Source organism: Streptomyces sp. NPDC001348, assembly GCF_053597535.1.
The window spans coordinates 108646-125131 of the sequence record NZ_JBSFIK010000027.1; the positions used below are offsets into that span (position 1 = coordinate 108646).

The 16486-nt window shown below is 71.9% G+C and carries 13 protein-coding genes and 1 riboswitch; of the genes, 7 read left to right on the forward strand and 6 right to left on the reverse strand.

Features of this window, described 5'->3' with window-relative positions; translation table 11 throughout:
• Positions 1-23: 23 nt before the first annotated feature.
• Positions 24-1280 (reverse strand): citrate/2-methylcitrate synthase, encoded by a 1257-nt coding sequence (locus ACWC21_RS26315; protein WP_450885292.1) that lies wholly within the window; start codon positions 1278-1280, stop codon positions 24-26.
• 99 nt (positions 1281-1379) lie between these two features.
• On the opposite strand from ACWC21_RS26315, the gene ACWC21_RS26320 reads away from it, so the two are divergent.
• Complete coding sequence (locus ACWC21_RS26320; RefSeq protein WP_450885293.1) at positions 1380-2546, forward strand: citrate synthase/methylcitrate synthase; 1167 nt, start codon at positions 1380-1382, stop codon at positions 2544-2546.
• Positions 2547-2563: 17 nt separating this feature from the next.
• On the opposite strand, the gene ACWC21_RS26325 is transcribed toward ACWC21_RS26320, so the two are convergent.
• The 3 genes from ACWC21_RS26325 to ACWC21_RS26335 all read right to left on the reverse strand — a co-directional run bounded on the left by ACWC21_RS26325 (position 2564) and on the right by ACWC21_RS26335 (position 4057).
• The gene (locus ACWC21_RS26325) at positions 2564-2797 is read right to left on the reverse strand and encodes a hypothetical protein (RefSeq protein WP_450885294.1); all 234 of its coding nucleotides are present in this window, start codon (positions 2795-2797) and stop codon (positions 2564-2566) included.
• A gap of 189 nt (positions 2798-2986) precedes the next feature.
• Positions 2987-3223, reverse strand: coding sequence for a hypothetical protein (locus tag ACWC21_RS26330; protein WP_450885295.1), 237 nt, complete (start codon positions 3221-3223; stop codon positions 2987-2989).
• A 246-nt stretch (positions 3224-3469) separates the two neighbouring features.
• Positions 3470-4057, reverse strand: coding sequence for a DUF6082 family protein (locus ACWC21_RS26335; protein ID WP_450885296.1), 588 nt, complete (start codon positions 4055-4057; stop codon positions 3470-3472).
• Between the two features lie 335 nt (positions 4058-4392).
• Between ACWC21_RS26335 and ACWC21_RS26340 the strand changes: the two genes are divergently transcribed.
• Positions 4393-5484 carry a CobW family GTP-binding protein gene (locus ACWC21_RS26340; RefSeq protein ID WP_450885297.1) on the forward strand — a complete coding sequence of 364 codons (1092 nt, stop codon included), beginning with the start codon at positions 4393-4395 and terminating at the stop codon, positions 5482-5484.
• On the opposite strand, the gene ACWC21_RS26345 is transcribed toward ACWC21_RS26340, so the two are convergent.
• Positions 5481-7940, reverse strand: a complete 2460-nt coding sequence (locus ACWC21_RS26345) for a DNA gyrase/topoisomerase IV subunit A (RefSeq protein ID WP_450885298.1) — start codon at positions 7938-7940, stop codon at positions 5481-5483. The two genes, ACWC21_RS26340 and ACWC21_RS26345, sit on opposite strands and share 4 nt — an antisense overlap.
• A 331-nt stretch (positions 7941-8271) precedes the next feature.
• Here ACWC21_RS26345 and ACWC21_RS26350 point away from each other — a divergent pair, with 331 nt between their 5' ends.
• The 4 genes from ACWC21_RS26350 (at position 8272) to ACWC21_RS26365 (ending at position 13180) form a co-directional block, all read left to right on the forward strand.
• The gene (locus tag ACWC21_RS26350; protein ID WP_450885299.1) at positions 8272-9675 is read left to right on the forward strand and encodes a M16 family metallopeptidase; all 1404 of its coding nucleotides are present in this window, start codon (positions 8272-8274) and stop codon (positions 9673-9675) included.
• Positions 9672-11060, forward strand: a complete 1389-nt coding sequence (locus tag ACWC21_RS26355) for a M16 family metallopeptidase (RefSeq protein WP_450885300.1) — start codon at positions 9672-9674, stop codon at positions 11058-11060. The genes ACWC21_RS26350 and ACWC21_RS26355 overlap by 4 nt, the downstream gene beginning before the upstream one ends.
• Positions 11061-11319: 259 nt before the next feature.
• A riboswitch (cyclic di-AMP (ydaO/yuaA leader) is annotated at positions 11320-11481 on the forward strand.
• Positions 11482-11494: 13 nt separating this feature from the next.
• On the forward strand, positions 11495-12265 hold the full coding sequence (locus tag ACWC21_RS26360; RefSeq protein ID WP_450885301.1) for a M23 family metallopeptidase: 771 nt from the start codon (positions 11495-11497) through the stop codon (positions 12263-12265).
• Between the two features lie 219 nt (positions 12266-12484).
• Positions 12485-13180, forward strand: coding sequence for a GntR family transcriptional regulator (locus ACWC21_RS26365; RefSeq protein WP_450885302.1), 696 nt, complete (start codon positions 12485-12487; stop codon positions 13178-13180).
• 148 nt (positions 13181-13328) lie between these two features.
• On the opposite strand, the gene ACWC21_RS26370 is transcribed toward ACWC21_RS26365, so the two are convergent.
• Positions 13329-13610, reverse strand: coding sequence for an HPr family phosphocarrier protein (locus tag ACWC21_RS26370; protein ID WP_361799811.1), 282 nt, complete (start codon positions 13608-13610; stop codon positions 13329-13331).
• A 193-nt stretch (positions 13611-13803) separates the two neighbouring features.
• On the opposite strand from ACWC21_RS26370, the gene ACWC21_RS26375 reads away from it, so the two are divergent.
• The coding region (locus tag ACWC21_RS26375; protein WP_450885303.1) for a bifunctional acetate--CoA ligase family protein/GNAT family N-acetyltransferase at positions 13804-16486 on the forward strand (2683 nt) is incomplete at its 3' end.

A 16486-nucleotide genomic window follows, 5' to 3' on the forward strand; every position in this document is an offset into this window, starting at 1 on the left:
TTCCAGCCGCCCCTCCCGTGCGGCTACCCGGGCAGGGGCTGAGGAGGCAGCGGGCCGACGTAGTGGCCGCTGGGGCGCATGCGCAGCGGGCGTTCCCCATACTCCTCCAGCGCGTGGGCGATCCAGCCCGCGGTCCTGGCGACGGCGAAGACCGTCTCGCCGGCGGTGGCGGGCATGCCGGTGGCCACGGTGAACACGGCGAGAGCCAGGTCCACGTTGGCGTGCAGCGGGGCGTGACGGGCGGTGGTGGCGACGATGTCCCGGGCCGCGAGGAGGGCGGACTCGGCGCGCGGGACCTGCTCCAGGAGGCCGAACAGAACACGCGCGCGTGGGTCCTCACCCGTGTAGAGCCGGTGTCCGAGTCCGGGGATGCGGCGGCCGGCCCGCAGTTCGTCGGCGATGACCGGCACGGCGGTGCCCTGGTCCAGTACATCGACCAGCAGCCGGTGGGCGAGACCGCTGGCGGCGCCGTGCAACGGGCCTTCGATCACCCCGAGCCCGGCGGAGACGGCCGCGTAGGGGTGCGCACGGGCGGAGGCGGCCACCCGCACGGCCAGCGTGGAGGCGGCGAGGTCGTGGTCGGCGAGCAGGGCGAGAGCCGTGTCCAGGACCCGAAGGGACGCCTCGTCGGCCTCGTACCCGGTCAGCCGGCTCCACAGCCGGTGGGCGAGCGGGCCGGCGTCCGGCCGGGCGGAGGGCCGCTGGGGCAGGGCCGCGACGAGGGTCGGGATGAGGACGCGCGCGGTGCCGAGCACGGCCTCCTCCGACAGGTCGAAGCGCATCGGGTCCTCGGCGGCGGCGGCGATGGCCGCGACCCGCAGTCGGTCGACGGGTGTGGTGTGCTCGGGCAGGGACCGCACCGCGCGGCGGGCGACGGTGACGGCCCGTTCGGGTGCCGTGAAGGTGACGCCGGGACGCATCCGACCGGTCCACAGCCACTCGGCGACCTCCTCGTAGGAGTGGCGCGTGGCGAGTTCGGTGGCGTCGACCCCACGGAAGAAGTACCGGTCCTTGTCGATCAGCGTGATCCGGGTCCGAACGGACGGTTCGCCCACGGCCCCCGCGGTTCCGCCGCCCTCCCGCCTGTTGCGCCGGGCGAGCGCCGCCACCTCCTCCGCGTCGAAGGTACTGCCGCGCCCTCCCGGCGCCCGCCTGCTGCTGAGCTGACCGCGGCTGACGTACGCGTACACGGTCTCGGGTTTCACCCCGAGCAGCTCGGCGGTCTCCTTGGTGCTCAGCCGACGCTCCGGACGGCCGGAAGCGGGGTCTTGATCGCGCATGGGGCCACGGTAGCCGCCTCCCCATACATTGATCCAGTCAATATTGACAATCATTTAGTCAATCATGGATCGTCAAATCAAGTACAGGGAGGAAGAGACATGTCCATCAACAGGGCCGCAACCACCCTCACCGAGGTGCCACGCGGACTCGCCGGCGTCGTCGTCACCGACACCCGGATCGGTGACGTGCGGGGACTCGAGGGCTTCTACCACTACCGCCAGTACTCCGCCGTCGACCTTGCTCAGACGCGCGGATTCGAGGACGTCTGGCATCTCCTGGTCCACGGCGAACTGCCGGACGCCGGGCGCGGTGCCGCCTTCGCCGCCGAGACCGCGGCGCTGCGCCGGCTGCCCGACGAGGTGCGCACCGCCCTGCCCGCCATCGCGGCGGCGAGCCGCGTCTCCGGTCCGCTGGCCGGGATGCGCACGGCACTGTCGCTCCTCGGTGCGGCGAGGGGCTTCCGGCCCGTCTACGACATGGACGCCGACCGGCGCCGCGCGGACACCGTCGCCGCCTGCGCGGCCGTGCCCACCCTGCTCACCGCCCTCTACCGGCTCGGACGGGGGCTGGAGCCGGTGGACCCGCGCGAGGACCTCCCCTACGCGGCGAACTACCTGTACATGCTGACGGGGTCGGAACCGGACCCGCGGCGGGCCCGCGCCATCGAGCAGTACTTGATCTCAACCATTGATCACGGCTTCAACGCCTCAACCTTCACGGCCAGGGTCATCGCGTCGACCGGCGCGGATGTGGCGGCCTGCCTGGTGGGTGCCGTCGGAGCGCTGTCGGGGCCGCTGCACGGGGGTGCGCCGAGCCGTGCCCTCGACACCCTGGACGCCATCGGGACGCCGGACCGGATCGACTCCTGGATCCGGGAACGAGTCCTCGCGGGGGACCGCGTCATGGGCTTCGGACACGCGGTATACCGCACGGAGGACCCCCGTTCGCGGATGCTGCGCGACATCGCCCTGGGCTTCGGCGGGCCGCGCGTGGACTTCGCCGTCGAGGTCGAGCGCAGGGTCGAGGCGATCCTCGCCGAGCTGAAGCCCGGGCGTGAACTCCACACCAACGTCGAGTTCTACGCGGGCGTGGTCATGGAACTGTGCGGGCTGCCACGCGAGATGTTCACGCCCACCTTCGCGGCCGGCCGGGTGGTGGGCTGGAGCGCCAACGTCCTGGAGCAGGCGGCGGACTCGAAGATCATCCGTCCGGTGGCCAGGTACGTCGGACCTCAGGCACCCGTCGTGGTGCCGACGGTGGCCTGAAGCCCGAGCGAGGGAGGCTACCGTCGCATCACGTTGATGGTCACGTTGGCGGCGGCGTCCCCGACGAAGACACTGCCGCCGAAGGCGGCCACCGGGGCGAGGTGTTCGGTCTGCCCCGTGATGATCAGCAGCAGCATCCCGACGGCCGTCAGCAGGGCCACCGCGCCGGGCAACAAGGCGAAGACCGGCCTGTCCGGAGGCGTCTGCCTGGGCTGACCTGCGGTACCTTCATCCAGCGTTGGGTCGTTCACTGCGGTTTCCTTTCGTGAGGTTCCGTGCGGCCCGACCGCCGGGGAGCCCTCTGCTCGGCACCCGTCGCTCGCCAAAGTCACCGGGTGTCGTGGTAATCGGGCTCCCCGGTCGTCGTGCCCCCGGGGTCTTCGGGCGCGGCGGAACTCCTGCCCGTCGCTCATCCGACTGCTCCGAAGCCAGAGGCCCCGCTACGCGTCAGGGATGTCCGCTTTCGCGCGAACCAGCGTGTCGCGCGTGATCACCACGATCCTCTCGTAGTGGGCGCGAGCGGCGTCGGCGGGCAGCTCGGCGTCCAGCGCCTCCGTGCGGTCCGTCCCGATCACGGCGAAGCTCCCGTCCTGCAGTTCAAAGATGTCCGGGCAGGACTGCCCGGTCACGCTCCCTCTCTCACGAGGTGAGGCACCAATGCGGCGCACGATCTTCAAGTCGATCCCGGTCCTTGCTTGGGTCGGTCAATGGCTGTCCTCGTGCCGACCGCCGGAGAGGGGTGGTCTCCGGGGGTGGCAGCGGTTGGGCCTGCTGCGACGGCGGGTGCGCTCCTGTGCAGGCGACGCACAACCTAGCCTGAGGAGATCGCGCGTGGGGCCAGACTCGTCGCCTGAGCGAGTGACAACGCGGATCACGGTGGTGGAGATGACATCACGGCCCTGAATGACGTGGGCCCCGACGTGTCAGTCCGCGGGAGAATCACCCACGACCCACCACTCGTCCGTGTCCGCCTCGTCCAGCTCCAGCAGCAGTTCGTCCGTCATCCGGCCGATCTCGGCTTCCTCGGAATCGTCCCGCAGGCTCGCGCGGTGTGGCCGGGTGGCTTCCCAGTAGTCGCGCATGACGGGGTTCTGGAAGAGCACGCGGATGTGCCCGCGCAGCTCACCACGGGTCAGCAGCCCCAAGCGGTAGCCGTTCAGCGCGTGCACGTAGAGGGCGTTGGCGAACAGGTACTGCTTCTGGACATGCGGGGAGAGGCCGGCGTCATAGGTGTCCAGGACGACGAGCAGTTCCTGGTCCTCCATCGCCGCCCGCAGAAGCTGCCGGTGGTCGCGCTGGTACTCGATGAGGTCCGTCCGCCTCCCGGCCCGTCGGCGCTGGTCCTCCAGTGCGTCCAAGCGCCGCAGCACCTCTGTGTTGGCGCGGACGAGTGCCTCGACGGCGTGGCGGTGCGCCAGCAGGGAAGCCACGGTTGCGGTGACCGAAAGCGCGAGGGCCGCTGCCGCGACGCGGCCGAGCCCCCGCGCCCTCCGGCATTTCTGTGTGGTCATGTCAACCCCCGTATCGGGCGGCCGTCCGCCGGTCGTCGGGATGCGGGTCGACTGCCGGGCCTGGGTCGACTGGAGGGGACCGGTGAGCGGTGGGCGCTTGCCGTCTCCCAGAGTGCCGAGCGGCTCTGATCGGCGGGGAGGCGGAGAGGCGGCGCACGGAGGGAAGTGGGGTCGCACGCCACGGCGCCATGCCCGACGTCTGCCCCGCGGGAGCTGCTGACAATCGTTCACTTCGTCGTGTTTCCGACCACTCGTATCCTGGGGCGGCATTCCGTCCCCGTACCGTGCGCCGGGCCGCGAGCCGGTGCACGCGTCCGCGTGAGAGAGGCCGCACGTTGGAGCACAGCCGCAGTCCGCAGCAGATCCCGGTCGTCGTACTCGCCGGTTTCCTCGGCTCGGGGAAGACCACGCTCCTCAACCACCTCCTGCACCGCAGCCGAGGCAGTCGCGTCGGAGCGATCGTCAACGACTTCGGTGCCGTCGAGATCGACGCCATGGCGGTCGCCGGAGCGCTCGGCGACTCGACCGTCTCGCTCGGCAACGGATGTCTGTGCTGTGCCGTCGACGCCACTGAGCTCGACGTCTACCTGGAGCGGCTCGCCAACCCCTCCACCGGCGTCGACGTCATCGTCATCGAGGCCAGCGGACTCGCCGAACCCCAGGAACTCGTCCGGATGGTGCTGGCCAGCGAGCATCCCGGGATCGTCTACGGCGGGCTGGTCGAGGTCGTCGACGCCGCGGAGTTCGACGACACGCGCGCGAAGCACCCCGGGATCGACCGGCATCTCGCCCTCGCCGACCTCGTGGTGGTCAACAAGCTCGACCGTGCCGCGGACGGCGAGCGCGTCCTCGGCCTGGTGCGCTCCCTCACCGACCGCGCCGCCGTCGTCCCCGCCACCTACGGCCGCATCGACCCCGGCTTCCTCTTCGACCGCCGGCCGAGCGAGGAGCGCGTGGGCCAGCTGTCCTTCGACGACCTGCACGCCCATGGGGACGGCGGCGACGACGCCGGTCATCTGCACACCGGGTACGACAGCCTGTCCTTCGTCAGCGAACTCCCCCTCGAACCGCGCCGGCTGATGGCCTTCCTCGACAGCCGGCCCGAGGGGCTCTACCGGATCAAGGGGTACGTCGACTTCGGCCCGTACGACACCCGCAACCGCTACGCCGTGCACGCCGTCGGCCGGTTCCTGCGGTTCTACCCGGAGCCCTGGAGCCCCGCCGACGCCCGCCTGACCCAGCTCGTCCTGATCGGCAGCGGCATCGACGCGCCCACCCTCCGCAAGGAACTGGAGGCGTGCACGAACGACGCCCCGCACACCGACGAGCACGGCATGTGGGGCGTCCTCCGTTACGTACGGGACCCCGAGGGCGTGGAGGACCCGGAGGTCCCCCTGGAGTACGACCTCGAAGAGCCGCCGGCCTAGACCACCGGTCCCGCCACCACCGACACCGTCTTCGGCAGCGAGACACCCGAACCGTCCCGGCGCGGGTCCGGCTCCGGGAGCTGGACCGGGGTGCCGTCCTTCTGCGCCGCCCGCGCCGGGGCCGGTCCCGCCCAGGCGAGGGACAGACAGTCCTCGCCCTTCAGGAACCGCTGGCAGCGCACGCCGCCGGTGGCCCGGCCCTTGCGCGGGTACTGGTCGAACGGGGTGAGCTTGGCCGTCGTCTGCACGGAGTCGTCCAGCGTCCCGCGCGAGCCCGCCACCGTGAAGACCACCGCGTCCACCGCCGGGTCGACGGCGGTGAAGGAGATCACCTTGGCGCCCTCGGCGAGCTTGATGCCCGCCATGCCGCCGGCCGGACGGCCCTGCGGGCGGACGATCGACGCCTGGAAGCGCAACAGCTGGGCGTCGTCGGTCACGAACACCAGGTCCTCCTCGCCGGTGCGCAGCTCCACGGCGCCGACGATCCGGTCCCCCTCCCGCAGCGTGATGACCTCCAACTCCTCCTTGTTGGACGGATAGTCGGGCACCACGCGCTTGACCACACCCTGCGCCGTGCCCAGCGCGAGGCCCGGGGACGACTCGTCCAGCGTGGTCAGGCACACCACCGTCTCGTCGTCCTCCAGGGAGACGAACTCCGCGAGCGGCGCACCCCCGGACAGGTTCGGCACCGTCGCCGTGTCGGGCAGCTGCGGCAGGTCGACCACGTTGATCCGCAGCAGCCGGCCGGCCGACGTCACCGCGCCCACCTCACCGCGCGCGGTCGCCGGGACCGCCGAGACGATCACGTCGTGCTTGGCGCGCCGGTCGTCGGCGTCCTCGGCGAAGGGCTCGCCGTTCGCGGTACGGGCCAGCAGCCCCGTCGAGGACAGCAGCACGCGGCACGGGTCGTCCGCCACCTGCAGCGGCACCGTCGCCACCGCGGTGCCCGCGGACTGCAGCAGGACCGTGCGCCGGTCGGTGCCGAACTTCTTGGCCACCGCCGCCAGTTCGGTCGAGACCAGCTTGCGCAGCTCGGCGTCCGACTCCAGGATCCGGGTCAGCTCCTCGATCTCCGTGTTGAGCCGGTCCTTCTCCGCCTCCAGCTCGATGCGGTCGTACCGGGTCAGGCGCCGCAGCGGCGTTTCGAGGATGTACTGGGTCTGGACCTCGCTCAGCGAGAAGTGCTCCATCAGGCGCTCCTTCGCCTGCGCGGAGTTGTCGCTGGAGCGGATCAGCCGGATGACCTCGTCGATGTCCACGAGAGCGGTGAGCAGGCCCTCGACCAGGTGCAGGCGGTCGCGACGCTTGCCGCGGCGGAACTCGCTGCGCCGCCGGACGACGTCGAAGCGGTGGTCGAGGTAGACCTCCAGCAGCTCCTTGAGGCCCAGGGTGAGCGGCTGGCCGTCGACCAGGCAGACGTTGTTGATACCGAAGGACTCCTCCATCGGCGTCAGCTTGTAGAGCTGCTCCAGGACGGCCTCCGGGACGAAGCCGTTCTTGATCTCGATGACCAGGCGCAGCCCGTGCTCACGGTCGGTGAGGTCCTTGACGTCGGCGATGCCCTGCAGCTTCTTCGAACCGACCAGGTCCTTGATCTTGGCGATCACCTTCTCCGGGCCGACGGTGAAGGGCAGCTCCGTCACGACCAGGCCCTTGCGGCGCGCGGTGACCGTCTCCACCGCCACCGTGGCACGGATCTTGAAGGTGCCGCGGCCCGTCTCGTAGGCGTCCCGGATGCCGTCCAGACCGACGATCCGGCCGCCGGTGGGCAGGTCGGGGCCCGGGACATGCCGCATCAGGGCGTCGAGGTCGGCGTTCGGGTGCCTGATCAGATGGCGGGCGGCCGCGACGACCTCGCGCAGATTGTGCGGCGGCATGTTGGTCGCCATCCCGACCGCGATCCCGGAGGCACCGTTGACCAGCAGGTTCGGGAACGCGGCGGGCAGGGCGAGCGGCTCCCGCTCCTGGCCGTCGTAGTTGGGGACGAAGTCGACCGTGTCCTCGTCGATCGACTCGGTCATCAGGCTGGTCGCCGCGGCCATCCGGCACTCGGTGTACCGCATGGCGGCCGGCGGGTCGTCGTTGCCCAGCGAGCCGAAGTTGCCGTGGCCGTCCACCAGGGGCACGCGCATGGAGAAGGGCTGCGCCATGCGCACCAGCGCGTCGTAGATCGACGCGTCGCCGTGCGGGTGGAGCTTGCCCATGACGTCGCCGACGACCCGGGCGCACTTCACGTACCCGCGCTCGGGGCGCAGACCCATCTCGTTCATCTGGTAGACGATGCGGCGGTGCACGGGCTTGAGGCCGTCGCGGGCGTCCGGCAGGGCGCGCGAGTAGATGACCGAGTACGCGTACTCGAGGTAGGAGCCACGCATCTCGTCCACGACGTCGATGTCGAGGATCCTCTCCTCGTACGAGTCGTCGGGCGGCGGGGTCTTCGTGCTGCGGCGGGCCATCGCTGCCGGCTCCTCTTTTCTGGTCGCTCGCCTACGGGTCGCTCACCCTTCGGCTCGCTCTTGCTGAAGCGGTTGACGGGATATGACGCTGACCATTGTGGACCGCGGCACTGACAGCGCGGGCCGTGACCCGGTGCCGCGCGGTCCGGTCCGGCCCCGGGGGAGTACCGGACAGGCCCCGTCCGCGGCAGGGCTGCCCGCAGGCTACGCGATCCGCTGTCGGCGTACGTCCCGCGGGAACTTCGCCCGGCGTGCGCACGCTTGCATATGGTGGCAGGACCGGCAGGAACACCGCGGTTTCACGACCGCCTCCGCGAGCGAAGGGACGTACATGCCCATGGGTCACACGACCACGGCCGAGGCAGGCTCCGGGGGCCTGACAGCGACCGAACACCGGCTGGCCAACGGTCTGCGCGTGGTGCTCTCCGAGGACCACCTGACCCCCGTCGCGGCGGTCTGCCTCTGGTACGACGTCGGCTCCCGCCACGAAGTCAAGGGACGTACCGGTCTGGCTCACCTCTTCGAGCACCTGATGTTCCAGGGTTCCGGGCAGGTGAAGGGCAACGGCCACTTCGAACTGGTGCAGGGCGCCGGCGGCTCGCTGAACGGCACCACCAGCTTCGAACGCACCAACTACTTCGAGACCATGCCCGCCCACCAGCTGGAGCTCGCGCTCTGGCTGGAGGCCGACCGCATGGGCTCGCTGCTGGCCGCCCTCGACGAAGAGTCCATGGAGAACCAGCGCGACGTCGTCAAGAACGAGCGCCGGCAGCGCTACGACAACGTCCCGTACGGCACCGCGTTCGAGAAGCTGACCGCCCTGGCCTACCCGCAGGGCCACCCCTACCACCACACACCGATCGGCTCCATGGCGGACCTGGACGCGGCGACGCTGGAGGACGCGCGCGCGTTCTTCCGCACCTACTACGCGCCGAACAACGCCGTCCTCTCCGTCGTCGGGGACATCGACCCCCAGCAGACCCTCGCCTGGGTCGAGAGGTACTTCGGCTCCATCCCCTCCCACGACGGCAAGCCCCAGCCGCGCGACGGCTCGCTGCCGGAGGTCATCGGGGAACAGCTGCGCGAGGTCGTCGTGGAGGAGGTCCCGGCGCGCGCCCTGATGGCCGCCTACCGGCTCCCGCACGACGGCACGCGCGCGTGCGACGCGGCCGACCTGGCGCTCACCGTCCTCGGCGGCGGCGAGTCCTCCCGCCTCTACAACCGGCTCGTACGACGGGACCGCACCGCGGTCACGGCCGGGTTCGGGCTGCTGCGGCTGGCCGGGGCGCCCTCCCTGGGCTGGCTGGACGTGAAGACCTCCGGCGACGTCGAGGTGCCGGTCATCGAGAGCGCGATCGACGAGGAGCTCGCCCGGTTCGCCGAGGAGGGCCCCACCCCCGAGGAGATGGAGCGCGCCCAGGCCCAGTTGGAGCGCGAGTGGCTGGACCGGCTGGGCACGGTCGCGGGCCGCGCCGACGAACTGTGCCGGTACGCGGTCCTCTTCGGCGACCCGCAGCTCGCCCTCACGGCCGTCCAGCGCGTCCTCGAGGTGACCCCAGAGGAGGTCCAGGAGGTCGCCAAGGCCCGCCTGCGCCCCGACAACCGCGCGGTGCTCGTCTACGAGCCGGTCTCGGCGGAGGCCGCCGAGCAGGCCGAGGACGTGGACGTACCCGAGGACCCGGAGTCCGAGGCAACCGTGGACGCAGGCGACCAGAACGAGGAGGCCGGCAAGTGAGCGAGCTCGCCGCTATGGAGTTCCACCCGCAGCCCCAGGCGGGCGAGGCCAGGCCGTGGGCGTTCCCGGCCCCCGAGCGCGGCGCGCTCGACAACGGTCTGACCGTCCTGCGCTGCCACCGCCCCGGCCAGCAGGTGGTCGCCGTCGAGGTGCTCCTGGACGCGCCCCTGGACGCGGAGCCGGCCGGCCTGGACGGCGTCGCCACGATCATGGCGCGGGCCTTCTCCGAGGGCACCGACAAGCACTCGGCGGAGGAGTTCGCCGCCGAGCTCGAGCGGGCGGGTGCCACGCTCGACGCGCACGCCGACCACCCCGGCGTCCGCCTCAGCCTGGAGGTTCCCGCCTCCCGCCTGGCCAAGGGGCTCGGGCTGCTGGCCGACGCCCTCAGGGCGCCCGCGTTCGCCGACGACGAGGTCGAGCGGCTGGTGCGCAACCGTCTCGACGAGATCCCGCACGAGCTGGCCAACCCCTCCCGCCGCGCAGCCAAGGAGCTGTCCCGGCAGCTCTTCCCGCCGACCTCGCGGATGTCCCGGCCGCGCCAGGGCACCGAGGACACCGTCGCCAAGATCGACTCGGCGGCCGTCCGCGCCTTCTACGACCGGCACGTGCGGCCCGCCACCGCCACCGCCGTGGTGGTGGGCGACCTGACCGGCATCGATCTGGACGCACTGCTCGGCGAGACCCTGGGCGTCTGGCAGGGCTCCTCGGCCCAGCCCCGCCCGGTGCCGCCGGTGACCGCCGACGACACCGGACGCGTCGTCATCGTCGACCGCCCGGGCGCCGTCCAGACCCAGCTGCTCATCGGCCGCGTCGGCCCCGACCGGCACGACCGGGTGTGGCCCGCCCAGGTGCTCGGCACCTACTGCCTCGGCGGCACCCTCACCTCCCGCCTCGACCGTGTGCTGCGCGAGGAGAAGGGCTACACCTACGGTGTGCGCGCGTTCGGGCAGGTTCTGAGGTCCGGCCCCGAGGGCGACGGCGCCTCGATGCTCGCCATCAGCGGCTCCGTTGACACCCCGAACACCGGTCCCGCGCTGCAGGACCTGTGGACGGTGCTGCGCACGCTCGCCGCCGAGGGGCTCACCGACGCGGAGCGCGACGTGGCCGTGCAGAACCTCGTCGGGGTGGCGCCGCTGAAGTACGAGACGGCCGCCGCCGTGGCGAGCACGCTGGCCGACCAGGTCGAGCAGCACCTGCCCGACGACTTCCAGGCGACGCTTTACCGGCAGCTCGCCGCCACCGGCACGGTGGAGGCGACCGCGGCGGTCGTCAACGCCTTCCCGGTGGACCGTCTGGTGACCGTCCTGGTCGGGGACGCGGCGCAGATCAAGGAGCCCGTCGAGGCGCTCGGCGTCGGCGAGGTCTCCGTCGTGGCCGCCGAGTAGCCGACAGGGCTCGGCGGGAACGGCAGCCGAGCGGCGGTCGCGGCAGCGGCACGCGCGCGTGGGGCCCTGGTGACCGATGGATCGCCAGGGCCCCACGGTGTTCCCGAAAGTCCTCGCAGGATGTCCGAATTGAGGCAGAGGTTGCCTGTCTGCCCTGTGGGATGCGCTACAAAAACCCTGTCGCGTTTGAGGATTGAAAGGCGCGCCGCTTAGCGTCGTCCGGGCTGTTCGTCAGGCATCGCGCCGCACCCGCGGCACCGGACAGTCATCGCCGAGTCCCCGTACGGCGCGAGCCAGGGGAGCCGGGGACCCATCGTCCCTTGGGGTGAATCGGACGCCCGCGCACACCGCGAGGGGGTCCGTAGGAGACCTTCCTGCTCCGAACCCGTCAGCTAACCCGGTAGGCGAGAAGGAAGGAAAGGACCAGCCACTTCATGGCGTTCACCCGCGCCACCGGGAAGCACCGCCGTCCCAGCCGGATGCACCGCACCACCGCCCGCGCCGCGGGCGTCGCGGCCCTCGCCACCACGGGCGCGATCGGCGCCCTCGCCGCCCCGGCGCTCGCCGCCGAGCCCGCGCCCGCGCCCGAGCAGACCGCCCTCACCCCGGTCATCACCATCAGCGACTCGGTCCCCGAGCAGATCGACGCCCAGGCCACCGCCCAGAAGGAGGCCGCCCAGCTGAAGGCGGCCGAGGAGGCCGCGCGCAAGAAGGCCGCCGAGCAGGCGAGGAAGGCACGCGAGGCGGCCCAGGAGGCCAAGGCACGGGCGGCCCGTGCGGCCGAGCGCAAGCGGCTGAACGCGTTCGTCGCGCCGATCACCGACTCGTACGTCTCCACCGGCTACCAGGCCAGCAGCTCCCTGTGGTCGTCGGGCTCGCACACCGGTATCGACTTCCACGCCGCGAGCGGCACCGCCGTCCACGCGGTCGGCTCCGGCACCGTGGTGTCCACCGGCTGGGGCGGGGCGTACGGCAACCAGATCGTGATCAAGATGGCCGACGGCATGTACACCCAGTACGGCCACCTGTCGTCCATCGGCGTCTCGGTCGGTCAGAAGGTCACCCCGGGCCAGCAGATCGGTCTGTCCGGCTCGACCGGCAACACCACCGGGCCGCACCTCCACTTCGAGGCCCGCACCGGCCCGGACTACGGTTCGGACGTCGACCCCATCGCCTACCTCCGCAAGCACGGCGTGAACGTCTGACCCGAATCGCCCCCAGGAACCCCGAGATCCACCCCCCCACCCGAAGCCCCGGCCCGAGAGCCGGGGCTTTCGTGGTTTCCGCACCTCTGCACCGGCCTTCACTGTCCAAAAAAACTCCATGGATTCCGGCCCGCCGTCGGAAATTCGCACGCATTGGAATAGAGTCACGGAACGGGCGTCAGTCGGCGGCGTTTCACGGGGATTATGGCGGAGGTCGGTATGCGTATTCCGGCGCACTCGGTATGCACGGCGATCCGGGACGACATCGTGGCCGGTGTCTACGCGCGCGGCAGCCGGCTCACCGAGGAACTCCTCGCCCGCCGCTACGGCGTCTCGCGCGTCCCCGTCCGGGAGGCCCTGCGCACCCTGGAGGCCGAGGGCTTCGTGGTGACCCGGCGGCACGCGGGCGCGTGCGTCGCCGAACCGACCGAGCAGGAGGCCGCCGACCTGCTGGACATGCGCGTGCTGATGGAGCCGCTGGGCGCCGCCCGCGCCGCCCAGCGGCGCACGGAGGCCCATCTCAAGGTGCTGCGCGGCCTGGTGAGACTCGGCCAGGAGCGGGCCCGCAGGGGCAGCAGCGAGGACCTGCGCTCCCTGGGCGGCTGGTTCCACGAGACGCTAGCCCAGGCCTCCGGCAGCCACGCGCTGACCTCCGTGCTCACCCAGCTGCGGCACAAGATCGCCTGGATGTACGCGGTGGAGGCACCCGCCGACCCGGTGGAGTCCTGGGTGGAGCACGGCGCCATCGTGGACGCGGTGGCGCGCGGCGACGGCGAGCGCGCGCGGGCGATCACGGCGCTGCACACCGAGCGGGCGACGGCCGCCCACCGGCTGCGTTTCCCGGGCACCGCCGACCGCCCGGAACGTGTGAGGGCTTCGCAACAAGCCGTAAACATGCCGAGCCTGCGGAATTAACACGGGCACCGTATACAAAGAAGAACAATTCGGCGGGGTGTATTTTCCGTGCTCGAATTCCTGGTGTGCGGAGAATTCCAGGTGAAACGGCGGAGCCGCGCCGCCCGAAAGGGGCGACGCGGCTCCGCCGTTCTGCGCGGTCCGTGGTTCAGACGGTCTCGGGCAGCTCCTCGAGCCCCTCGGAGACCAGCTTCGCCAGACGGTCCAGGGCGGCGTCCGCGCCCTCGGCGTCGGAGGCGAGCACGATCTCCTCGCCGCCCTGGGCGCCGAGGCCGAGGACGGCCAGCATGGAGGCCGCGTTGACCGGAGTGCCGCCGGTCTTGGCGATCGTCACCGGCACGCCTGCGGCCGTGGCGGCTCGGACGAAGATGGAGGCGGGGCGGGCGTGGAGGCCCTCGGCCCAGCCGACGTTGACGCGGCGCTCAGCCATGTGTTGCTGCCCTTCAGTTCTCGGTGTTGCCTAGACCGCTCTGTTGTCTAGACCAGTTTCCCATATTCACGAAGCGTCCCCGGACGGTGCTTCGTCCCGTCCGGAGCCGGTGTCGGATCGCGGCCTCGATCCGACACCGTCCTCCACAGACTGCCTCGCGCCGCTGTCGGACGCGAGCCGTACTCTGGGGCCCATGCAGACCCCGGCGGACCGGCAGGACCGGCACGAGTACCCCGCCCACTGGGAGGCGGACGTGGTGCTGCGCGACGGCGGTACCGCGCGCATCCGGCCGATCACCGTCGATGACGCCGACCGGCTGGTCAGCTTCTACGAACAGGTCTCGGACGAGTCGAAGTACTACCGCTTCTTCGCTCCGTACCCGCGCCTGTCCGCCAAGGACGTCCACCGCTTCACGCACCACGACTTTGTGGACCGGGTGGGACTCGCGGCCACGGTCGGCGGCGAGTTCATCGCCACCGTACGCTATGACCGCATCGGCGCCGACGGCATGCCCGCCTCCGCGCCCTCCGACGAGGCCGAGGTCGCCTTCCTGGTGCAGGACGCGCACCAGGGCCGCGGGGTCGCCTCCGCCCTGCTGGAACACATCGGGGCCGTCGCGCGCGAGCGCGGTATCCGCCGGTTCGCCGCCGAGGTGCTGCCCGCCAACACCAAGATGATCAAGGTGTTCACGGACGCCGGGTACACCCAGAAACGCAGCTTCGAAGACGGCGTCGTACGCCTGGAGTTCGACCTCGAACCCACGGACCGCTCGCTCGCCGTCCAGCAGGCGCGGGAGCAGCGTGCCGAGGCCCGTTCGGTCCGGCGGCTGCTGGTGCCGGGGGCGGTCGCCGTGGTCGGCGTCGGCCGCACGCCCGGGGGCGTGGGGCGCGGTGTCCTGGGCAACATCCGGGCCGCCGGCTACACCGGACACCTGTACGCCGTGAACCGGGCCTTCCCCGAGGACCTGAAGGAGGTCGACGGCGTGCCCGCGCACCGTTCGGTGCGGGACGTCGACGGCCCCGTGGACCTGGCCGTGGTGGCCGTGCCCGCCGAGCACGTGCCCGAGGTGGTCGCCGAGTGCGGCGAGCACGGTGTGCAGGGCCTCGTCGTGGTCTCCGCCGGGTACGCGGAGGCCGGGCCCGACGGACGCGAGCGGCAGCGAGCGCTCGTCAGGCAGGCCCGCACGTACGGCATGCGGATCATCGGGCCCAACGCCTTCGGGATCATCAACACCTCGCCGGACGTCCGGCTCAACGCCTCCCTCGCCCCCGAGATGCCGCGCCCCGGCCGCATCGGGCTGTTCGCCCAGTCCGGTGCCATCGGCATCGCACTGCTGTCCCGGCTGCACCGGCGCGGCGGAGGGGTCACCGGCGTCACGGGCGTGTCCACCTTCGTGTCGTCCGGCAACCGCGCCGACGTCTCCGGCAACGATGTGCTGCAGTACTGGTACGACGACCCGGACACCGACGTCGCCCTCATGTACCTGGAGTCCATCGGCAACCCCCGCAAGTTCAACCGGCTCGCCCGGCGGACCGCCGCGGCCAAGCCGCTGGTGGTGGTCCAGGGCGCCGGATCCGCCCCGCAGGGGCATGCGGTACGGGCCACCCGGCTGCCGCACACGACCGTGTCCGCGCTGCTCAGACAGGCCGGGGTGATCCGGGTCGACACGATCACCGAGCTGGTCGACGCGGGACTGCTGCTCGCCCGGCAGCCGCTGCCCCCCGGACCGCGGGTGGCGATCCTCGGGAACTCGGAGTCGCTGGGCCTGCTGACGTACGACCAGTGCCTCGCGGAGGGACTACGGCCCTCGCGGCCGCTCGATCTGACGACGCAGGCCTCGGCGGAGGACTTCCACAGGGCGCTGTCCCGGGCGCTGGCCGACGACACGTGCGACGCGGTCGTGGTGACCGCGATACCGGCGATCGGGGAGGCGTCGCCCGCCGACGCGGAGCTGGCCCAGGCGCTGCGGTCGGCCGCCGCCGGTGTGCCGGGGAAGCCGGTGCTCGTCGTGCACGTGGAGCTCGGGGGTCTCGCGGAGGCGTTGTCGGCCGCGGCCAGTACGGCACCGGCCTCGCCCGAGCGGGGTGACACCCGCCGCCCCGCGGAACGGCCGCCCGTGGCGGCGGTGGACCGCCGGCCCGCGCCGGCCGCGGTCGCCGATCAGAACTGCTCGCGCCTCATCCCCGCCTACCCCGCCGCCGAGCGGGCCGTCCGTGCCCTCGCCGAGGCCGTGAAGTACGCGCAGTGGCGCCGGGAGGCCGCCGACCCGGGGAAGGTGCCCGAGTACGAGGACATCGACGAGAAGGGGGCGGCCCGGCTGATCGGCGGGCTGCTCGCCCGCGGGCAGGGCCTCACCCTCGGCACGGAGGAGACCTGCGAGCTCCTCGGCACGTACGGCATCCGGGTGCACCGCGCGCTGCCCGCGCCCGACCCGGACACCGCCGCCGAGGCCGCGCGCACCCTCGGTTACCCCGTGGCCCTCAAGGCCACCGCCCCGCACCTCAGGCACCGCGCCGACCTGGGCGGCGTACGCCTCGACCTCGCGGACGAGGACCAACTGCGCTGGGCGTACGCCGAGTTGACCGGGCTGTTCGGGGGGCCGGACGAGCTCCGGCCGGTGGTGCAGACGATGGCACCGCGGGGCGTCGACACCGTCGTACGGGCCGTGATCGACCCCGCGGCCGGCGCGGTGCTCTCCTTCGGGCTCGCCGGAGCCGCGTCCCAGCTGCTGGGCGACATGGCGCACCGGCTGGTCCCGGTGACCGACCGGGACGCGACCTTCCTGGTGCGGTCGATCCGGACGGCACCGCTGCTGTTCGGCTGGCGCGGCTCGACCCCCGTCGACACGCCGGCCCTGGAGGAACTGCTGCTGCGCG

What these genes read in the sequence shown, in the direction of transcription:
- ACWC21_RS26365 (WP_450885302.1), top strand. Translation starts at nt 12,485, where the DNA reads ATGCGTATTCCGGCGCACTCGGTATGCACGGCGATCCGGGACGACATC.
- ACWC21_RS26315 (WP_450885292.1), bottom strand. Translation starts at nt 1,280, where the DNA reads ATGCGCGATCAAGACCCCGCTTCCGGCCGTCCGGAGCGTCGGCTGAGC.
- ACWC21_RS26370 (WP_361799811.1), bottom strand. Translation starts at nt 13,610, where the DNA reads ATGGCTGAGCGCCGCGTCAACGTCGGCTGGGCCGAGGGCCTCCACGCC.
- ACWC21_RS26350 (WP_450885299.1), top strand. Translation starts at nt 8,272, where the DNA reads ATGCCCATGGGTCACACGACCACGGCCGAGGCAGGCTCCGGGGGCCTG.
- ACWC21_RS26335 (WP_450885296.1), bottom strand. Translation starts at nt 4,057, where the DNA reads ATGACCACACAGAAATGCCGGAGGGCGCGGGGGCTCGGCCGCGTCGCG.
- ACWC21_RS26360 (WP_450885301.1), top strand. Translation starts at nt 11,495, where the DNA reads ATGGCGTTCACCCGCGCCACCGGGAAGCACCGCCGTCCCAGCCGGATG.
- ACWC21_RS26345 (WP_450885298.1), bottom strand. Translation starts at nt 7,940, where the DNA reads ATGGCCCGCCGCAGCACGAAGACCCCGCCGCCCGACGACTCGTACGAG.
- ACWC21_RS26320 (WP_450885293.1), top strand. Translation starts at nt 1,380, where the DNA reads ATGTCCATCAACAGGGCCGCAACCACCCTCACCGAGGTGCCACGCGGA.